The organism is Colwellia sp. Arc7-D (assembly GCF_003061515.1).
In the GTDB taxonomy this organism is placed as follows: Bacteria; Pseudomonadota; Gammaproteobacteria; order Enterobacterales; family Alteromonadaceae; genus Cognaticolwellia.
The window spans coordinates 4130343-4148141 of record NZ_CP028924.1; the positions used below are offsets into that span (position 1 = coordinate 4130343).

The following is a 17799-nucleotide window of genomic DNA, read 5'->3' on the forward strand; positions in this document are numbered from 1 at the left end:
GGTTAATGAAAACAGCATCTCAGTTACTTACTAGTTAATAATTAAAATCTCTACACGTCTATTTTGCGCACGGCCTTCAACAGTTTCATTAGAGGCAACAGGTTTCTCTTTACCAAAGCCATTTGACTGTATGCGATTAACATCAATGTTACCCACTTGACTCATAAAATCAGCCACAGTTTTTGCTCTGTTTTTAGACAGTGCAAGGTTTAGCTCTGCGCTACCGGTTGAGTCAGTGTGACCTGACACCAAAATTTTAGAATGAGGAAAGCGACTTATAGCATCATTAATTTTATTTAATAAAGTAAAGTTAGATGATTCAATTTCGCTACTACCAGGTTTAAAAGAAAAACCTTGAGCACGAATTAAGACATTATCTAATTGTCTGTAAACGGCCGCCTCTTCTTCGTTAAATAGTGACTGTACGCCAGCAAATCTTGCATTGTCTTCACGTTTTTCTTTTTGCTCTTTTTCAAGCGCCATTTTCGCAGACAAAATAGCTTCATCTTTATCTCGAGCTAAGCGAGATTCACGCGCTTCTAAAGATATTAGTTCGCTACTGAGATTATCAGTACGTTGACTAGTTTGCGTTAACGTTTTATGAGCAAAAGCTACAACTTCTTTGTTTAACTCGTTAAAAGGTAAATTGGTGGTAATCGGCGATAAGGCATACTCAAGCTGCTCTTGATACCAAATAAGCTTTTGCTCTTCAGTAAAATTAGCGTCTTTAAAATACTTATTCATTTCAGCAATACCCTGAGCGCGCTGAATTAACCAAATAGCACGATTTGAATGCACGTTTGCTTTTTGGGTATTAGACCTATCAGCTTCTAACGTATTTAATGCTAGCTGATACTCATCTTGTGCTTGAGCAAATAAAATAGGCGCAACATCATCTAAATCCTGTTTTACTGCTGTATTGATCGTATTTTTAGCAACACTTAACATGTTGGCTTTCAATGCCGTAAGCTCAATAGCAAGGTATTGGTTTTTTAATTCATTGATATCACGTTTAGCTCGCTCATCTTCACCTAGCTCAAACCAAGCAAGCATTTTCTTAAACTGTTTCTCAGCGTCGTTAAAGCGCTCAGGTACAAGCTTATCGGCATTAGCACTCAGTGCTTTTTGGCGAGCATCAAACGCTTCTTCAAAAGTGTATTTTGCTTTGTTTGATTGTGCTATTGCAGCATTAACTCTATCAACGGTTTCTTTCGCGGTAATATCAGTTGAATCTTTATCTGATTTAGCTTGCTTCAATGCATCGTCAAAAGCACGTTGTGCAGCCTTAATTTGTTCTGGCGCATAAAATGCTAAATTTTCCTGATCCGCTTTTTCTAAAAGCTGCTCGGCTTGATTCAAGGTTGGAAATTTTTTCATCATCTCATTTTCAGATAATGTAACGTTAGAAGCACAACCTGTTATTAATACTAGAGTCAGTGCGCTGGCAATTAGTGTTTTTTTCATTTTGGTGTCCTTTATATAGCTAATACATAACTGATTAAAATACCCTTTCAAGAAAGGCAATTATGACGTTTGTAGCTATAGACGAGAGGTTGAGATAAAAAGTCACAAATTAATGTATTAATCTGTAATTTTTATAAATTTGAGGTATTAGTTTTATATAAAGGAGAATTAAAAAATAAGATTCGTTGAACGATCGTAGGTGTTCTATATGTGAGGGTATGCAGACATGAAGCTATGTTTTAGTTGTTATACAGTTAACTTTTAAAAACTTCATAGGCGCTATATATTATATATAGCGCCTATGAAAATAAGTTTACTGGAAGAGTAACTTATTATTTTAACGTACTAGTAATTTCTAACTATTTATCAGCAATATAAGTACAGCAGTAATCAGCTAATTCACTTACTTTAATATCAAAAGAAGCGTTGGCTGGAACATAAAAAGATTGGTTGGCCGTTATGGTTTGCCAAGTATCACTACCGGGTAATAACACGCTAACAATACCTTGTTGAAATTCCATCAACTCTTTTTCAGCCGTTTTAAAGGTATATTCACCCGGCATCATAATACCTAAGGTTTTGAACGAACCATCTGCAAAAGTAACTTTTCTGCTAGTGACTTTACCATCAAAATATATACTTGCTACGGTTGAGATAGTGACGTTATTAAATTCTGTCATGAGTTTTCCTTTTTTACTTAATCAATTCTTGCGCGATAAAAAATGAGATATAAAAAAAGCGGTACTAGCTAAATGTGCCAACACCGCTTGTAATAAACTGTCTAGTTTTAGCTATTAAGCATTCGCTTCTACGATACGCTTCATATCTGTCATGTAGCCACGTAGTTCTTTACCAATTGACTCAACGCCATGGCTGCGAATTGCTTCGTTTACTTCAATTAAACGCGCGTTATCAACACCATTTGATGTTGACTTTAAGCCTTCGCCTAATTCTTCTAAAGTTAACTTGCTAGCAAATTCTTCTAACAATGGAACTGCTGCATGTGAGAATAAGTAGTTACCGTATTCTGCTGTGTCTGAAATAACCACGTTCATTTCGTAAAGCATATTACGTGCAATGGTGTTAGCAATTAATGGCGTTTCGTGAAGCGACTCATAGTAAGCTGAAGCATTGATAATGCCAGAGTCAACCATTGCATCAAAGGCCAATTCAACACCGGCTTTAACCATAGCAACAACGAAAATGCCTTTATCGTAATATTCTTGCTCTGAAATTTCAGTATCGCAAGTAGGTGCTTTTTCAAAAGACGTTTCAGCCGTCTCTTCACGCCATTTTAATAAGTTAGCATCGTTGTTATTCCAATCAGCCATCATACCAGCTGAGAAACGACCTTCGATGATGTCATCCATGTGCTTTTGAAATAAAGGACGTAAAATTTCTTTTAATTCAAGAGACATATCAAACGCTTTAATTTTAGCTGGGTTTGATAAACGGTCCATCATGTTGGTAATGCCACCGTATTTTAAACCTTCAGTAACACCTTCGATGCCGTATTGTAATAATTTACGTGCATAGCCAGCGTCAACACCTTGAGCCAATAATTGCTTGTGGCCTAAAATCGCGGCAGTTTGCAACATACCACAAAGGATAGTTTGCTCGCCCATTAAGTCAGACTTAACTTCAGCAATGAATGAAGACGCTAATACACCAGCGCGATCACCACCGGTTGCTGAAGCGTAGGCTTTAGCAATAGCCCAGCCATTGCCTTGCGGATCATTTTCAGGGTGAACAGCGATAAGTGTTGGAACACCAAAGCCACGTTTGTATTCTTCACGTACTTCAGTACCTGGACATTTTGGTGCAACCATAACCACTGTGATATCAGAACGAATTTGCATGCCTTCTTCAACAATGTTGAAACCATGTGAGTAGGCTAAAGAAGAGCCTTCTTTCATTAATGGCATTACCGCATTAACCGCAGAAGTATGTTGCTTATCAGGTGTTAAGTTTAATACTAAATCTGCTTGTGGAATTAATTCTTGATAGTTGCCAACAGTAAAACCATTTTCTGTCGCCCACTGATACGATTGACGTTTTTCAGCGATAGCGGCATCACGAAGAGCATAAGAGATGTTTAAACCAGAATCACGCATGTTTAAACCTTGGTTAAGACCTTGAGCGCCACAACCAACAATAACGATATTCCAACCTTTAATAAAATTACAACCGTCACTAAATTCCTCACGCTGCATGAAGCGACATTTACCCAATTGCGCCAATTTTTCGCGTAAACTTAGTGTATTAAAATAGTTAGACATATTGTTCTCCTGTGCTTGGTGGTTGACCAAGAAATTAGTTAGGTGGTCAGTTTGTTGACCTTGACGCTATCATAGCGAAAACTTAACGTTGCTTAAAATGATATATTTGCATTGCAGTGTTGCATAATTTGCAATACAGTTTGATTGAATCTAACTATTTAGGAAAAAATGTGGAATTAAAATCATTGCGGATGTTTGTCGATTTAGCCAAATCACTGCATTTTGGTAAAACCGCAGAACTTCATCATGTTAGCCCTTCAACGTTAAGTCGAGTAATTCAACGACTGGAAACTGAATTAGGTAACCCATTACTGCATCGCGATAATCGTACCGTAGTGTTAAGCGAAGCAGGAAAACAGTTTTACCAATTTGCTGAGCAACAACTTGAGCAATGGCAGTTATTGCAGCTTTCGCTAAACCAGAAGCACGCGGAACTGCAAGGAAAACTGCATATTTATTGTTCTGTTACCGCGGCGTATAGTCATTTACCACCGTTGCTAGAACGTTTTCGCCAGCAGCATCCAATGGTTGAAATTATGTTAACGACGGGTGACGCAGCCGACGGACTAGTGCAAGTGGAAAAGCAAGCGGTAGATCTTGCCATTGCAGCTAAACCTGAACAGTTATCTAGAATCTTTAGCTTTCATCATTTGGCAAAAATACCCGTTTCAGTGATCGCACCTACGATGGTGTGCCAAGTTCAGCAACAAATTCAGCAAGACTTTATTTGGTCTGAAATACCCATTATTTTGCCTGAACACGGTCCCGCGCGAAAACGTTTTGAATATTGGTTTCGCAAAAAACAACAAGGTAAAGCCAATATCTACGCGACGGTTTCAGGACACGAGGCACTGGTCAGCATGGTAGCTTTAGGTTGCGGAGTTGGTATTGTGCCGCGCGTGGTGGTTGAAAATAGCCCTGTTAAAGATCGAGTTCAGTTTCTAGAGGATGTGGGTGAAATTGAACCGTTCGATCTTGGTGTATGCTGTTTGAATCAAAGTAGAGATAAGCCTTTGATTCAGGCATTTTTTGAAGCAATTCATTCATATCAGTCTGATCAGTAGTCAGTAGTCAGTAGTCAGTAAAGTACATTACAGCCGTGGTCATATTGCGTCTGTTAAGTGACGCAATATTCTATCCATCGCCCGATACGACAGGGCTTCAATTAAATGTTTTCGCTCTATGTGCTCTAACGACTCCATGTCAGCCAATGTGCGCGCGATTTTAAGTATTTTATGATGTGCTCTGGTTGATAAATTAAGCTTTTCAATGGCAAGCTCTAGAAATTCACTGTCATCAGCGTTTAAATGGCAGAAGCTTCTCACTTCGGCACTGCTGAGTTGCGCATTAGCTTTGCCTTGGCGTGATATCTGTTTTTGATGACAAATACTGACTCTTTTTTGAATGGTGCGACTCGACTCACCTTTGCCATTATCGTTAGCCCACATACCGCGCGGTAATCGGGTTACTTCAATCTGAATGTCAATACGATCTAAAAATGGCCCTGAAAGCCGATTAAGATAACGTAATACTTGCTCAGGTGTACTGCGTTTATCATTATAAAATCCAGTTGGGCTAGGATTCATCGCAGCCACTAGCTGAAATTGTGCCGGAAAAGTTTGTTTAACCAGCGCCCGCGAAATAGTCACTTCTCCCGATTCTAATGGTTCGCGTAATACATCGAGAACTTTGCGTTCAAACTCTGGTAACTCATCAAGAAAAAGCACACCGTTATGCGCCAGTGAAATTTCACCCGGTTGAGGATGACTACCGCCACCCACTAGCGCCGCTGACGAGGCCGTATGATGCGGAGCCCGAAAAGGGCGTGTTAACCAAGACTCAGGACTAATGTTTTTATGACAAATAGATTGAATTGCCGCACTCGATAACGCTTCTTGCTCAGTCATCGGCGGTAAAATTCCCGGTAACCGACTCGCCAGCATGGTTTTACCTGTACCTGGTGGACCAATAAAAAGTAAATTATGTCGGCCACTTGCCGCAAGCTCTAATGCACGCTTGGCTAGCGGCTGCCCTACAACATCAGCAATGTCATATTCGCTTTTCGTTTCATATTCCTGCAAAGTTCTTGTCGCTACGAGCGGTAAGCTCTGTTGTTTCAAAAAATGAGGAAATAGCTGGCTTAAATGTGACAGGCTTAATATTTTTACCTGTTGAACCCAACTTGCTTGTTCTGCGTTTTCACTGGGTATCACTAATGTGCGGCCACTTTCTTTACAGGCCATTGCCATTGGAATTTCTCCAATAATGGATCTTAACTCCCCGACAAGGCTAACTCGCCAGCAAATTCATATTGATTTAAGTCGGTATCTGGTAATTGGGCAGCGGCGGCAAGAATACCAATGGCAATTGGCAGATCAAAGCGACCTCCCTCTTTAGGCAAGTCAGCAGGAGCTAGGTTTACAGTAATGCGTTTGGCAGGGAACTCATAACCACAATTTATAATCGCACTGCGCACACGATCTTTAGCTTCTCGAACAGAGGTTTCAGGTAAACCTACAATGTTGAATGCAGGTAATCCATTGGCTAAGTGTACTTCTACGGTAACTAAGGGAGATTCGAGCCCAATGCGAGCTCGACTAAAAACACAGGCTAAGGTCATAAAAATCCATTTTTATTTTTACATATCTAAACAAAAGTGTAGTTAAGTAAACCTTATTGTGCGAAAAATAATCACGCAAAGTTTAATAAGATCAGGTAGCGGTTATAACTAGGAATTTTTATTTATCTAAAAAAACACTAACAAACCACTTGCGCTTGATATTAGAGCTATGGTACTAATTTAAATAGGCTGAAAACTCTTAGTGCTCAAACTAATAAACTTACAGATAATATTAATAAATATGCAAAATTCTATCTTAGTGATTATTAACGTCCTCATCGTGGTGATTCTTAAATCGTCGCGGGGGAATTTGTTGAGCTAAAGAAAATAAAAAATCTTAAAATAACAAACCCCCCGCTCCGCAAGGACCGGGGGGTTTGTCGTTATTAAATTATTAAACAGCGCGCAGCGCACAAACATTATTAACCTTTGGAGAATACTTATTAATTACTAAAATTTTATACTTTTCATTAAAGTGAATAGTTTATGAATAAAATGTTATTAAAAAGTTAAATATACACATGACAACTGAAAAAAAATTAACCGGCGCGAGCTTATTATTTAACGTGCTAGAACAGCATGGTGTTGAACATGTGTTTGGCTACCCAGGTGGCGCAATAATGCCGATTTATGATGCACTTTATGATAGTGGCGTTGAGCATTTTTTGTGTCGCCATGAACAAGGGGCTGCTTTCTCTGCTGTAGGCTATGCAAGGGCTTCAGGCAAGGTTGGTGTTTGCCTTGCAACATCAGGTCCTGGCGCTACAAACCTGATCACAGGTCTTGCAGATGCGTTGGCTGATTCAATTCCAGTGGTAGCAATAACCGGCCAAGTAGCAACTGCTGCTATGGGTTCAGATGCTTTCCAAGAAATAGACATTTTTGGTTTATCTCTAGCGTGTACTAAGCATTCTTTTCAAGTAACCAATATTGATGATTTAGCCGACGTTTTACACCAAGCTTTTGCCATTGCATTAGAAGGTAGACAAGGGCCGGTGTTGGTTGATATTCCAAAAGACATTCAAATTGCAGCCGTTAACGGTTGTGTAGATGATTTAGTTAATTTACAAAACAAAGTTAAATTACCTCCTGCCAACGTAGGCAACGCTATTGCATTATTAAACCAAGCGAAAAAACCTATTTTATATGTTGGTGGTGGTGTTGGTATGGCCAATGCTATTGATGAATTACGAGACTTTGCCAAAATAACAGGCCTACCTTGTGTGTCAACACTAAAAGGGTTAGGCGCGATTGACCCAGAAGATAAATATTATATGGGTATGTTAGGTATGCACGGCACTAAAGCCTCTAATTTAGCCGTACAAGAATGTGATTTATTAATCGCCGTTGGTGCCAGGTTTGATGACCGGGTTACTGGTAAACTTAACGAATTCGCGCCACATGCAAAAGTAATCCACTTTGATATTGATACCGCTGAAATTAACAAACGTCGCATTGCCGATGCCTCTATATTAGGTGATTTAAAAGTTAATTTACCCGCGCTAGCTATTCCATTATCGATTGAGCCTTGGAGAGCGTTTTGTTTACAGATGAACCAAGATTATGCGTGGGATTATAATCACCCAGGCGACACGATTTTTGCACCAGCAGTTTTAAAAGAAATTAGTGACAAAATGCCTAAAAACAGTTGTGTAACTACTGATGTAGGACAACATCAAATGTGGGCAGCACAACACATGGTATTTGACGACCCAAGTAATTTCTTAACGAGTGCTGGCATGGGTACTATGGGCTTTGGTGTACCTGCCGCCGTTGGTGCTCAAGTCAGTCGACCAACAGACTGCATTATTGCGGTTTCAGGTGATGGCTCGTTTATGATGAATGTACAAGAGTTATCAACCATTAAACGTTTTCAATTACCGGTTAAAATAGTACTAATAGATAACGCCAAACTCGGTATGGTTCGCCAATGGCAAGACCTATTTTTCAATGGCCGATTAAGTGAAACTGATTTAGCTGATAACCCTGATTTTATTATGCTCGCCAATGCTTTTGATATTAAAGCTCAAATGATCACGAAAAAGTCAGAAGTAAGTGCTGCTATTGAAGAAATGCTAGAACACGATGGTCCTTATTTATTACAAGTTAAAATTGATGCACAAGACAACGTATGGCCATTAGTGCCACCGAATACGGCAAACGATAAAATGATGGAGAGTACCTAAATGAATAATTATCAATTAACGATATCAGTGGATGATAAGCAAGTGGTACTTGAGCGCATTTTACAGGTCACACGTTATCGTGGTTTTTTAATCAGTGGTATGAATGCCAAAGTAAATACCGGCACAAATATAGGTACGATTGAATTAATGGTTAGAAGTGAACGTCCTATTGAACTTTTAGTTGATCAAATTAATAAACTGATCGACATCAAAGAGGTCAAAGTAGACAATAGAGCATCGCAGCAATGCATTGCATAATGCTGAGTTACACTTACGACAATACATAATACAATTTCATCAGTTAATGTTTTAAAACTGGTTGATACGCAACAAAATTTAGGAATAGAAAATGGCTAAAGTGAACGCAGAACTAATTTGGTTTAACGGTGAACTCATGCCGTGGCAGAATGCTACGGTACATGTAATGAGTCATGCCCTACACTACGGGTCGTCAGTATTTGAAGGTATTCGTGCTTATAACACCCATAAAGGCACCTGTATTTTCCGTTTAGAAGAACATATTAAGCGCTTATTCGATTCAGCAAAAATATACCGCATGAACATCCCTTTTACCGAAGAGCAGGTGGTTCAAGCCTGTAAAGATGCGGTATCAAAAAACAACTTAAAATCAGCCTATTTACGTCCATTAGTATTTTTAGGTGATATTGGTATGGGTCTTCGTCCACCTATCGACGCGGTTGCTGATGTAATGATTGCTGCCTTTAGTTGGGAAGCTTACTTAGGTGCTGATGCTATTGAAAACGGTGTAGAAGTAGGTGTTTCAAGTTGGAACCGTCTTGCACCTAACACTATGCCAACCGCAGCAAAAGCTGGTGGTAACTACTTATCATCACAATTAATATCTACTGAAGCTGCTCGTCATGGTTATGCTGAAGGTGTCGCTTTAGATATAAATAACATGGTAAGTGAAGGCGCAGGTCAAAACTTATTTCTTATCAAAAAAGGTGTGCTTTATACGCCTCCTGGCACGGCTTCAATCTTACAAGGTTTAACGCGTGACACTGTATTTTTCCTTGCTAAGCAATTGGGTTACGAAGTACGTGAAGAATCAATTTCTCGCGAATCTTTATACCTAGCAGATGAATTCTTCATGTGTGGTACAGCAACTGAAGTGGTACCAGTGAAGTCAGTTGACGGTATTGCTGTTGGTGATGGTTCGCGTGGACCTATTACTAAAGCGATTCAAGATGCATTTTTTGGTATCTTTAACGGTACTACTGAAGTGCCTGAAGGCTGGTTAGACGAAGTTTAATCGCACTATTTTATTACTAGTTCACTCAATTTTTCGCTAAAAGTACGTACTGAATATCTAATATTTTTCTTACTTTTAGCCTTGAATTGAGTCGAATTAGCTAATGCTCTTCAACCTTAGCGTTCATTAATCACAAAAGTATAAATGTTATTCTAAAAGCTTATTATCGAGTAAATTTTTAAAATAGTTTTTAACACTTATCACGGTTTACACGAACCAAATATACACAATTTATAGGGACTAAAGTCATGCCAAAATTAAGATCTGCAACTTCTACTCAAGGCCGTAATATGGCTGGCGCTCGAGCACTATGGCGTGCAACGGGTATGACAGATGGTGATTTCGGCAAACCTATTATTGCTGTCGTAAACTCATTTACGCAATTTGTGCCAGGTCATGTACATTTAAAAGACATGGGGCAATTGGTTGCTGGCGCTATTGAAGAAGCCGGTGGTGTCGCAAAAGAATTTAACACCATAGCGGTAGACGATGGCATCGCCATGGGTCATAGCGGCATGCTTTATAGCTTACCGTCGCGTGATTTAATTGCCGATTCTGTTGAATACATGGTCAATGCCCATTGTGCTGATGCCATGGTGTGTATTTCAAACTGTGACAAAATTACCCCTGGCATGTTAATGGCGGCTATGCGTCTAAACATACCGGTAATTTTTGTCTCTGGTGGCCCAATGGAAGCTGGTAAAACTAAGCTTTCAGACCAAATTATTAAGCTTGATTTAGTTGACGCCATGATCCAAGGCGCTGACCCTAAAGTGTCTGACGAGCAAAGTGATCAAGTTGAGCGTTCAGCCTGTCCTACATGTGGTTCATGTTCTGGTATGTTCACCGCCAACTCAATGAACTGTTTAGCCGAAGCGTTAGGCTTAGCACTACCCGGTAACGGTTCTATGTTAGCGACTCATGCTGATCGTGAGCAGTTATTCTTAAGAGCGGGTAAAGAAATTGTTAAGCTAACCAAGCGTTACTATCAAGACAATGACGAGTCAGCCTTACCGCGCAATATTGCCAGTAAAGATGCTTTACACAATGCCATGTGTTTAGACATTGCTATGGGTGGTTCAACCAATACTATTTTACATTTATTGGCAACCGCGCAAGAAGCTGAAATTGATTACACCATGGAAGACATGGATAAGTTATCACGCATTGTGCCGCAATTATGTAAAGTCGCACCTTCAACGCCAGAATATCACATGGAAGATGTTCATCGTGCTGGCGGCGTAATTGCCATTTTAGGTGAATTATCACGCGCTAATTTATTAAAAACAGATGTACCGAATATTTTAGGTACCACCTTAGCTGATGTTATCGCTAAATATGATATTAAAGTCACTGACGATGAAGAGGTTAAAAAGTTTTACCGTGCTGGCCCTGCCGGTATTCGTACCACTAAAGCATTCAGTCAAGATTGCCGTTGGGATACCTTAGATGACGATCGCGAAAACGGTTGTATTCGCAGCATTGAAAATGCCTTTTCATTAGAAGGTGGCTTAGCCGTACTTTCTGGTAATATTGCGGTTGATGGTTGTGTGGTTAAAACCGCAGGTGTGAGTGACGACAACTTAGTATTTACTGGCCCTGCACACGTATTTGAAAGCCAAGACGCTGCCGTAGCCGGTATTTTAGATAAAAAAGTAGTGGCGGGCGAAGTGGTTGTTATTCGTTATGAAGGCCCTAAGGGTGGTCCTGGCATGCAAGAAATGTTGTATCCAACCACTTATTTAAAATCGATGGGCTTAGGTAAAGCCTGTGCGCTGTTAACTGACGGTCGATTTTCTGGAGGTACTTCAGGTTTATCAATTGGTCATGTTTCTCCAGAAGCTGGCAGTGGCGGTACTATTGCATTAGTAGAGCAAGGCGACATTATTCATATTGATATTCCTAACCGTTCTATTGAGTTAAAGGTAAGTGAAGAAGAGCTAACTCAACGTCGCGATGCGATGAATGCTAAAGGTAAAGATGCTTGGAAACCAACTAATCGAGTTCGTCCAATCAGCTACGCATTGAAAAACTACGCCATGCTAGCCACTAGTGCCGATAAAGGCGCTGTGCGTAATCGTGAATTACTTGACGGTAATTACAATGGTGACAGCAATGACTGATGCTGAACAAGCAGCGTTAATACAAAAACAGGCTACTCAAGCGCAAGCTTTAGATTACTTACGTAGAATATTACTTGCGCCTGTTTATGATGTTGCTGTTGAAACCGCATTAACACCGATGACAAAGTTGTCATCGCGGTTAGGTAATCAAATTTTTCTTAAACGTGAAGATCAGCAGCCTGTACACTCTTTTAAGTTACGTGGTGCTTACAACAAATTAGCTAATTTGTCTGAACAACAATGTTTGCATGGTGTTATAGCCGCTTCTGCGGGTAATCATGCTCAAGGCTTAGCCTTAGCAGCACATAAGTTAGGCATAAAAGCGACTATTGTGATGCCCATTACTACACCCGACATTAAAGTTGATAATGTTAGGCGTTATGGCGCAGAAGTGCGCTTAATAGGTAAAAGCTTTAACGAGGCACAGCAAGCGTCGATGGAATATGCGCAGGCTGAAAATAAAACCGTTATCCACCCATTTGATGATAGCGATGTAATCGCAGGTCAAGGCACTGTAGCTAAAGAGTTATTACAACAACGTCCACATACAGATGTGGTGTTTATTCCGGTAGGCGGCGGCGGTTTATTAGCGGGTATGGCGGTTTATCTAAAACAACTACAACCTCATATTAAAGTGATTGGTGTTGAAGCGGAAGATTCAGCTTGTTTAAAAGCGGCTTTAGCCGCGGGTAAGCCAGTCGATCTAGCACAAGTCGGTTTATTTGCCGACGGTGTGGCTGTTAAACGTATCGGTGAGCATACCTTTGACTTAATTAAACATTACTGTGATGAAGTTATCACAGTGACTACCGATGAAATATGTACCTCAATTAAAGATATTTTTGAGCAAACACGGGTTATATCTGAACCTGCGGGTGCTTTATCCTTAGCGGGATTACAAAAATATTGCCAAAGTAGCCCAGGTGATGAGTCGCTAGTAGCTATTCTTTCGGGCGCAAATATGAACTTTCATACCTTGCGTTATATATCTGAGCGTTGTGAATTAGGCGAACAGAAAGAAGCCGTGTTTGCGGTTAAAATTCCGGAAGAAAAAGGCAGCTTTAGAAACTTTTGTAAAGCACTGGCAGGGCGTGTGATAACCGAGTTTAATTATCGCTATGCTGATAATGCTGATGCTTCAAACGAAACACAAAATGCTAATATTTTTGTCGGTGTACGTCTTGGTGGTGAAGCTAATGACCGAGAAAAACTCACCGAAAGCCTTCAACAAAGTTATCAGCTAACTGATTTTACAGAAAATGAACTAGCTAAACTGCATGTTAGATACATGATTGGCGGCAAAAACGAATTGTCTGCTCAAGAACGTATTTTTCGTTTTCAATTTCCAGAATACCCTGGTGCTTTAGAGAAGTTTTTAGATACGCTTGGTGAACATTACAATATTACCTTGTTCCATTATCGCAACCATGGCGCAGCTTTTGGGCAAGTATTGGCCGGTTTTGAAGTGAAAAAATCACAAGAAGTTGATTTCTTTACGCATTTAAAAGCATTAGATTATGAATGCCAGGAAGAAACCAACAATGAAGCATATAAGGCGTTTCTGACCTAATCGCCCCAAATACTTACTTATTGTGACATTAAGCAGTTTTAATTTATGATTAAAACTGCTTTTTTTATATCAAAAAACCTATATTGTTACAGCTAAGAATAAAAAAGGAAGTTAAATGTCAGATGCTCATACAGATTCGTTAGAGTCAAATACTGCTCAACAATCATTACCAGAAAAATTCGCACCCATTACTGTAGCTGAACGTATCGATGCCATGGACATTCTTCGAGGCTTAGCCCTCGTGGGCATTCTATTAATGAATATTGAGTGGTTCAGCCGTGCATTGACTAATTTAGGCTCTCAAGACACTAGTTTAACCGGGTTAGATCATGCAATAGGTTGGTTGATAAGATGCTTTGTCGAAGGTAAGTTTTATAAATTATTTGCTTTACTCTTTGGTATGGGCTTTGCGGTAATGCTGATCAGAGCAAAAGCCGCTGAACGACCTTTTGGTGCTTGGTTTTCTCGCCGAATGTTGGTGCTCATTGCCTTAGGTATATTGCATATGGTGTTTTTATGGGGTGGTGACATTCTTCATGATTATGGCGTTGCAGGCCTATTACTTTTAGGCTGGGTTACTTTGTTGCAAAAGCCACGCTTTAAAAAATATGACAACCCTAATTCATTCTTTAAACTATCCATAGTTTGGTTGTCAGTTCCCATATTGCTCACAGTAATGGGCGGTATAAGCTTTGGCTTATTCAACGATAATAATGACTTAACAACCCAGTGGCAGGAGCAAATTCAAGTAACTGAACGAGTTAATGCCATAAAATTAGAACATGAGACCTTACTACAGCAAAAGACTGAAGCACTCGCTGAGGTCACGGCAACAGAGCGACTAGTTGAATCTTCAACCATGCCTGAAACCAATATCACGAATACCATGCAAGAAAACATTGCTGTTACCGACAGTGTAAATATTAATGATGAGCTCGCGACAACTTCTGACATAAATAAAGACAATAGTACCGAGCTTACGGCGGAAGAATTAATTGACCTTCAAGCACAATCCATCGTAGATCAACAACTAGTCATGCAACAGGAAGTGGACAAAGAAATTACTGCTTTTACAACTGGTAGCTACTGGCAAGCAACAGAGTTTCGTTTAAACTTTACGTTGTTTATGTTGATGTTTACTTTGCCCTTTGCTTTTACCATGCTACTCCCCATATTTATTTTAGGTTATTGGCTAGTATCTAGTGGCATTATGCAAAACTATCATCAACATGCTAACGCATTCAAAATCATGGCTTATGTCGGTGTTGGCTTAGGGGCGGTACTTGAAGTATCAGGGCTTTTAGTGGCTCAACACCCCGCCGCAATAGAAATAATGTTATTACAAGGAGTTGGAGAAGCTTTATTTTTTATTGGCCAATTTGTCATGACAGTAGGATATTTTGGTTTGGTCATGCGTTTGCTTACCCATGAGAAATGGCAGAAACGTTTAGCTGTATTTGCCCCAATGGGCAGAATGGCCTTAACCAATTACATTATGCACTCTATCGTTTTAACCAGCATTTTTTATGGTTATGCCGGCGGCTATTTTGGAGAGATATCTCGAGCACCACAAATGCTGCTAGTGCTCGCCATTATTATTTTCCAACTGTTATTTTCACGTTGGTGGCTAAGTAGCTACTCTTTTGGGCCATTAGAGTGGTTATGGCGCTGTTTATCCTATAAAAAGCTACAACCTATGCGTATTAAATAACGGTTGTAGAATAAGGCCTTTTATTTAAGGCCTTATTCCTGATGCTATTGTGCGTTTATCTTAGCTTCTAATTCAGCCACTTTCGCTTCAAGATCAGTTAACTTTGCACGGGTTTTAATTAACACCTGTGTTTGTACATCGAACTCTTCACGAGTAACTACGTCAAGTTGTGACAATTTTCGCTGTAAAACAACTTTAGTTTTATCTTCCATTTCATGAGCAAAGTCTTTTAAGCCCATAGGAATTGAGTCAGTTACCTGCTTTGCTATCTCTTCTATTTTTTTAGCGTTTATCATATGTCACTTCGTATTGGTCAACTATAGCGCTATTGTATGCGGTTTTAATAAAAATATCTTCTTTAGAGCGACAAGAAATTACCTAAGTAAACTTAAAGTTTATGTTGTCTTGCTATAAAAACAGGTAAAATCTACGCCCGATTATTTTATCCATTATTTGAGTTACAACGTAGCAATGAAATTAAACCCTGGTCAAAATGAAGCAAAAAAATATGTTGATGGTCCGTGCCTTGTATTGGCAGGGGCAGGCAGTGGAAAAACTGGGGTTATTTGTCAGAAAATTGCATACCTAATTCAAAATTGTGGCTATAAAGCAAAAAATATTGCCGCCGTAACCTTTACCAATAAAGCCGCACGTGAAATGAAAGAGCGTGTGGTAAAAATGATGGATAAATCGCAAACAAGGGGGTTAACCGTTTGTACGTTTCACTCTTTGGGCTTAGACATTATTCGCAAAGAATTGAAAACATTAGGCTACAAGCCTGGCTTTACTCTATTCGATGATCAAGACAGCTTAGCTTTACTGAAAGAGCTTACCCAAGAACAACTTGATGGCGATAAAGACTTAATCAGTAAACTCCAAATGATGATTTCAAATTGGAAAAATGATTTGCTCTTACCTGATGCGGCCATTAAGCAAGCTAGCGATGCAGACTCTCTGCAATACGCAGAGTTTTATGCCATGTATCAAAAACACATGAAAGCCTATAACGCGCTTGATTTTGATGACTTGATTTTAATTCCAACACTATTAATGCGTAATTACCCTGAAGTGCGTGAACGTTGGCAGAAAAAAATTCAATACATGCTAGTAGATGAATATCAAGATACCAATGCCAGCCAATATGAATTGGTTAAGCAAATAACAGGCGAGCAAGGTTTATTAACCGTGGTAGGCGACGATGACCAGTCAATATACTCATGGCGTGGTGCTAAACCACAAAATTTAGTGTTATTAGGTGAAGATTACCCAAACCTTAAGCTGATAAAACTTGAACAAAACTACCGCTCTAGTGGTCGTATTTTGAAGTGTGCGAACACACTGATTGCCAATAATCCTCATGTTTATGATAAAGCATTATTTAGTGAACTAAATTACGGTGTTGAACTGCGGGTACTGCAAACTAAAAATGAAGACCATGAAGTCGAGCGTGTTGTAGGCGAATTAATTGGACATCGATTTTTAAATAAAAGTAAATTTAAAGATTATGCCATTCTTTATCGCGGTAATCATCAGTCACGCTTACTTGAAAAAGCATTAATGACGAACAGAATACCTTATAAAATCAATGGTGGTACCTCATTTTTTTCGCGTTCTGAAATAAAAGATATGATGGCTTTTTTAAGGGTGTTAGTGAATCCCGATGACGATAATGCTTTTTTGCGTATTGTGAATGTTCCGCGCCGAGAAATTGGACCTACAACATTAGAAAAATTGGGTAGCTACGCTAATATGCGACAAATTAGCATGTTTGCTGCTAGTTTCGAGTTAGGTTTAGAGCAGCACTTAACCGGTAGAGGCTTGATCAGTGTGCAACGATTTAGCCGTTGGTTAGTGGAAACAGCGGATCATGCTGAGCGTGGTGAAACATCAGCGGTATTGCGCTCAATGGTGCGTGAAATTAATTACGAAGATTGGCTATACGATACCTCACCTAGTGCAAAAGCGGCAGAAATGCGCATGAAAAACGTCACACAATTATTTAGCTGGGTAACACTAATGCTTGAAGGTGAAGACGATGAAGAGCCAATGACCTTAGCGCAAGTTGTTACCCGCCTGACCTTGCGCGACATGATGGAACGAAATGAAGACGAAGAAGATACCGACCAAGTACAATTAATGACATTACATGCTTCTAAAGGATTAGAGTTTCCTTATGTTTTTCTCATTGGCATGGAAGAAGGTTTATTACCGCATCAAACCAGTATGGATGAAGGTAACGTTGAGGAAGAACGTCGTTTAGCTTATGTAGGCATTACCCGTGCTCAGCGCGAGTTGATATTTACTTATGCTAGAGAGCGCAGACAGTTTGGTGAAGTATCTCGCACAGAAGCAAGTCGATTTTTACATGAACTACCCCAAGATGATTTAAGCTGGGAACTAACACAAACGAAACAAAGCATAGAAAAAAAGCAAGAAACGGCTAAGATGGGTGTAGCAAATTTACGCGAGATGCTAAAACAAAAGAAATAACATAAACTATGGTCGTATTACATTATCTATTTGAATTATAAAATAGATTTTTCTATATTTAAGCATGATAGTAATTCAGATTT

Annotated in this window: 12 protein-coding genes and 1 pseudogene; 8 read left to right on the top strand and 5 right to left on the bottom strand. The window is 39.5% G+C overall.

Annotated features, from left to right (window positions below):
* Positions 1 to 30: 30 nt before the first annotated feature.
* From DBO93_RS17955 to ilvC, 3 genes are all read right to left on the bottom strand, one after another.
* Positions 31 to 1464, bottom strand: coding sequence for an OmpA family protein (locus DBO93_RS17955; RefSeq protein WP_108457555.1), 1434 nt, complete (start codon positions 1462 to 1464; stop codon positions 31 to 33).
* A 359-nt stretch (positions 1465 to 1823) separates the two neighbouring features.
* Complete coding sequence (locus tag DBO93_RS17960; protein ID WP_108457556.1) at positions 1824 to 2144, bottom strand: pyrimidine/purine nucleoside phosphorylase; 321 nt, start codon at positions 2142 to 2144, stop codon at positions 1824 to 1826.
* 114 nt (positions 2145 to 2258) lie between these two features.
* Positions 2259 to 3743, bottom strand: coding sequence for a ketol-acid reductoisomerase (gene ilvC / locus DBO93_RS17965; RefSeq protein WP_108457557.1), 1485 nt, complete (start codon positions 3741 to 3743; stop codon positions 2259 to 2261).
* A 170-nt stretch (positions 3744 to 3913) separates the two neighbouring features.
* On the opposite strand from ilvC, the gene ilvY reads away from it, so the two are divergent.
* Positions 3914 to 4807, top strand: a complete 894-nt coding sequence (gene ilvY, locus DBO93_RS17970) for an HTH-type transcriptional activator IlvY (protein WP_108457558.1) — start codon at positions 3914 to 3916, stop codon at positions 4805 to 4807.
* 39 nt (positions 4808 to 4846) lie between these two features.
* Here the strand turns inward: ilvY and DBO93_RS17975 are convergent.
* Positions 4847 to 6363 (bottom strand): annotated as a pseudogene (locus DBO93_RS17975) (YifB family Mg chelatase-like AAA ATPase).
* A 521-nt stretch (positions 6364 to 6884) separates the two neighbouring features.
* On the opposite strand from DBO93_RS17975, the gene ilvG reads away from it, so the two are divergent.
* The 6 genes from ilvG (at position 6885) to DBO93_RS19045 (ending at position 15226) form a co-directional block, all read left to right on the top strand.
* Entirely contained in the window at positions 6885 to 8549 is a 1665-nt protein-coding gene (ilvG, locus tag DBO93_RS17980) for an acetolactate synthase 2 catalytic subunit (RefSeq protein ID WP_108457559.1), read from the top strand.
* Positions 8550 to 8807 carry an acetolactate synthase 2 small subunit gene (ilvM, locus tag DBO93_RS17985; RefSeq protein WP_108457560.1) on the top strand — a complete coding sequence of 86 codons (258 nt, stop codon included), beginning with the start codon at positions 8550 to 8552 and terminating at the stop codon, positions 8805 to 8807.
* 91 nt (positions 8808 to 8898) lie between these two features.
* Positions 8899 to 9822 carry a branched-chain amino acid transaminase gene (locus tag DBO93_RS17990; RefSeq protein WP_108457561.1) on the top strand — a complete coding sequence of 308 codons (924 nt, stop codon included), beginning with the start codon at positions 8899 to 8901 and terminating at the stop codon, positions 9820 to 9822.
* A 248-nt stretch (positions 9823 to 10070) separates the two neighbouring features.
* Positions 10071 to 11945, top strand: a complete 1875-nt coding sequence (gene ilvD, locus DBO93_RS17995) for a dihydroxy-acid dehydratase (protein WP_108457562.1) — start codon at positions 10071 to 10073, stop codon at positions 11943 to 11945.
* A complete protein-coding gene (gene ilvA / locus DBO93_RS18000) occupies positions 11938 to 13515 on the top strand; it encodes a threonine ammonia-lyase, biosynthetic (RefSeq protein ID WP_204100696.1) in 1578 nt (525 codons plus the stop codon). Before ilvD ends, ilvA begins: the two co-directional genes overlap by 8 nt.
* A gap of 115 nt (positions 13516 to 13630) precedes the next feature.
* Entirely contained in the window at positions 13631 to 15226 is a 1596-nt protein-coding gene (locus DBO93_RS19045) for a DUF418 domain-containing protein (protein ID WP_239059039.1), read from the top strand.
* Positions 15227 to 15270: 44 nt separating this feature from the next.
* Here DBO93_RS19045 and DBO93_RS18010 read toward each other — a convergent pair whose 3' ends face one another.
* Complete coding sequence (locus tag DBO93_RS18010; RefSeq protein ID WP_108457564.1) at positions 15271 to 15522, bottom strand: accessory factor UbiK family protein; 252 nt, start codon at positions 15520 to 15522, stop codon at positions 15271 to 15273.
* A 175-nt stretch (positions 15523 to 15697) separates the two neighbouring features.
* Here DBO93_RS18010 and rep point away from each other — a divergent pair, with 175 nt between their 5' ends.
* Positions 15698 to 17716 carry a DNA helicase Rep gene (gene rep / locus DBO93_RS18015; protein ID WP_108457565.1) on the top strand — a complete coding sequence of 673 codons (2019 nt, stop codon included), beginning with the start codon at positions 15698 to 15700 and terminating at the stop codon, positions 17714 to 17716.
* The last annotated feature ends 83 nt before the right edge of the window (positions 17717 to 17799 follow it).

Bases quoted from the DNA above. Each gene is read 5' to 3' on its own strand.
- rep (WP_108457565.1), top strand. From the start codon at position 15,698: ATGAAATTAAACCCTGGTCAAAATGAAGCAAAAAAATATGTTGATGGT.
- DBO93_RS17955 (WP_108457555.1), bottom strand. From the start codon at position 1,464: ATGAAAAAAACACTAATTGCCAGCGCACTGACTCTAGTATTAATAACA.
- DBO93_RS19045 (WP_239059039.1), top strand. From the start codon at position 13,631: ATGTCAGATGCTCATACAGATTCGTTAGAGTCAAATACTGCTCAACAA.
- ilvG (WP_108457559.1), top strand. From the start codon at position 6,885: ATGACAACTGAAAAAAAATTAACCGGCGCGAGCTTATTATTTAACGTG.
- ilvA (WP_204100696.1), top strand. From the start codon at position 11,938: ATGACTGATGCTGAACAAGCAGCGTTAATACAAAAACAGGCTACTCAA.
- ilvC (WP_108457557.1), bottom strand. From the start codon at position 3,743: ATGTCTAACTATTTTAATACACTAAGTTTACGCGAAAAATTGGCGCAA.
- DBO93_RS17960 (WP_108457556.1), bottom strand. From the start codon at position 2,144: ATGACAGAATTTAATAACGTCACTATCTCAACCGTAGCAAGTATATAT.
- DBO93_RS18010 (WP_108457564.1), bottom strand. From the start codon at position 15,522: ATGATAAACGCTAAAAAAATAGAAGAGATAGCAAAGCAGGTAACTGAC.
- DBO93_RS17990 (WP_108457561.1), top strand. From the start codon at position 8,899: ATGGCTAAAGTGAACGCAGAACTAATTTGGTTTAACGGTGAACTCATG.
- ilvD (WP_108457562.1), top strand. From the start codon at position 10,071: ATGCCAAAATTAAGATCTGCAACTTCTACTCAAGGCCGTAATATGGCT.
- ilvM (WP_108457560.1), top strand. From the start codon at position 8,550: ATGAATAATTATCAATTAACGATATCAGTGGATGATAAGCAAGTGGTA.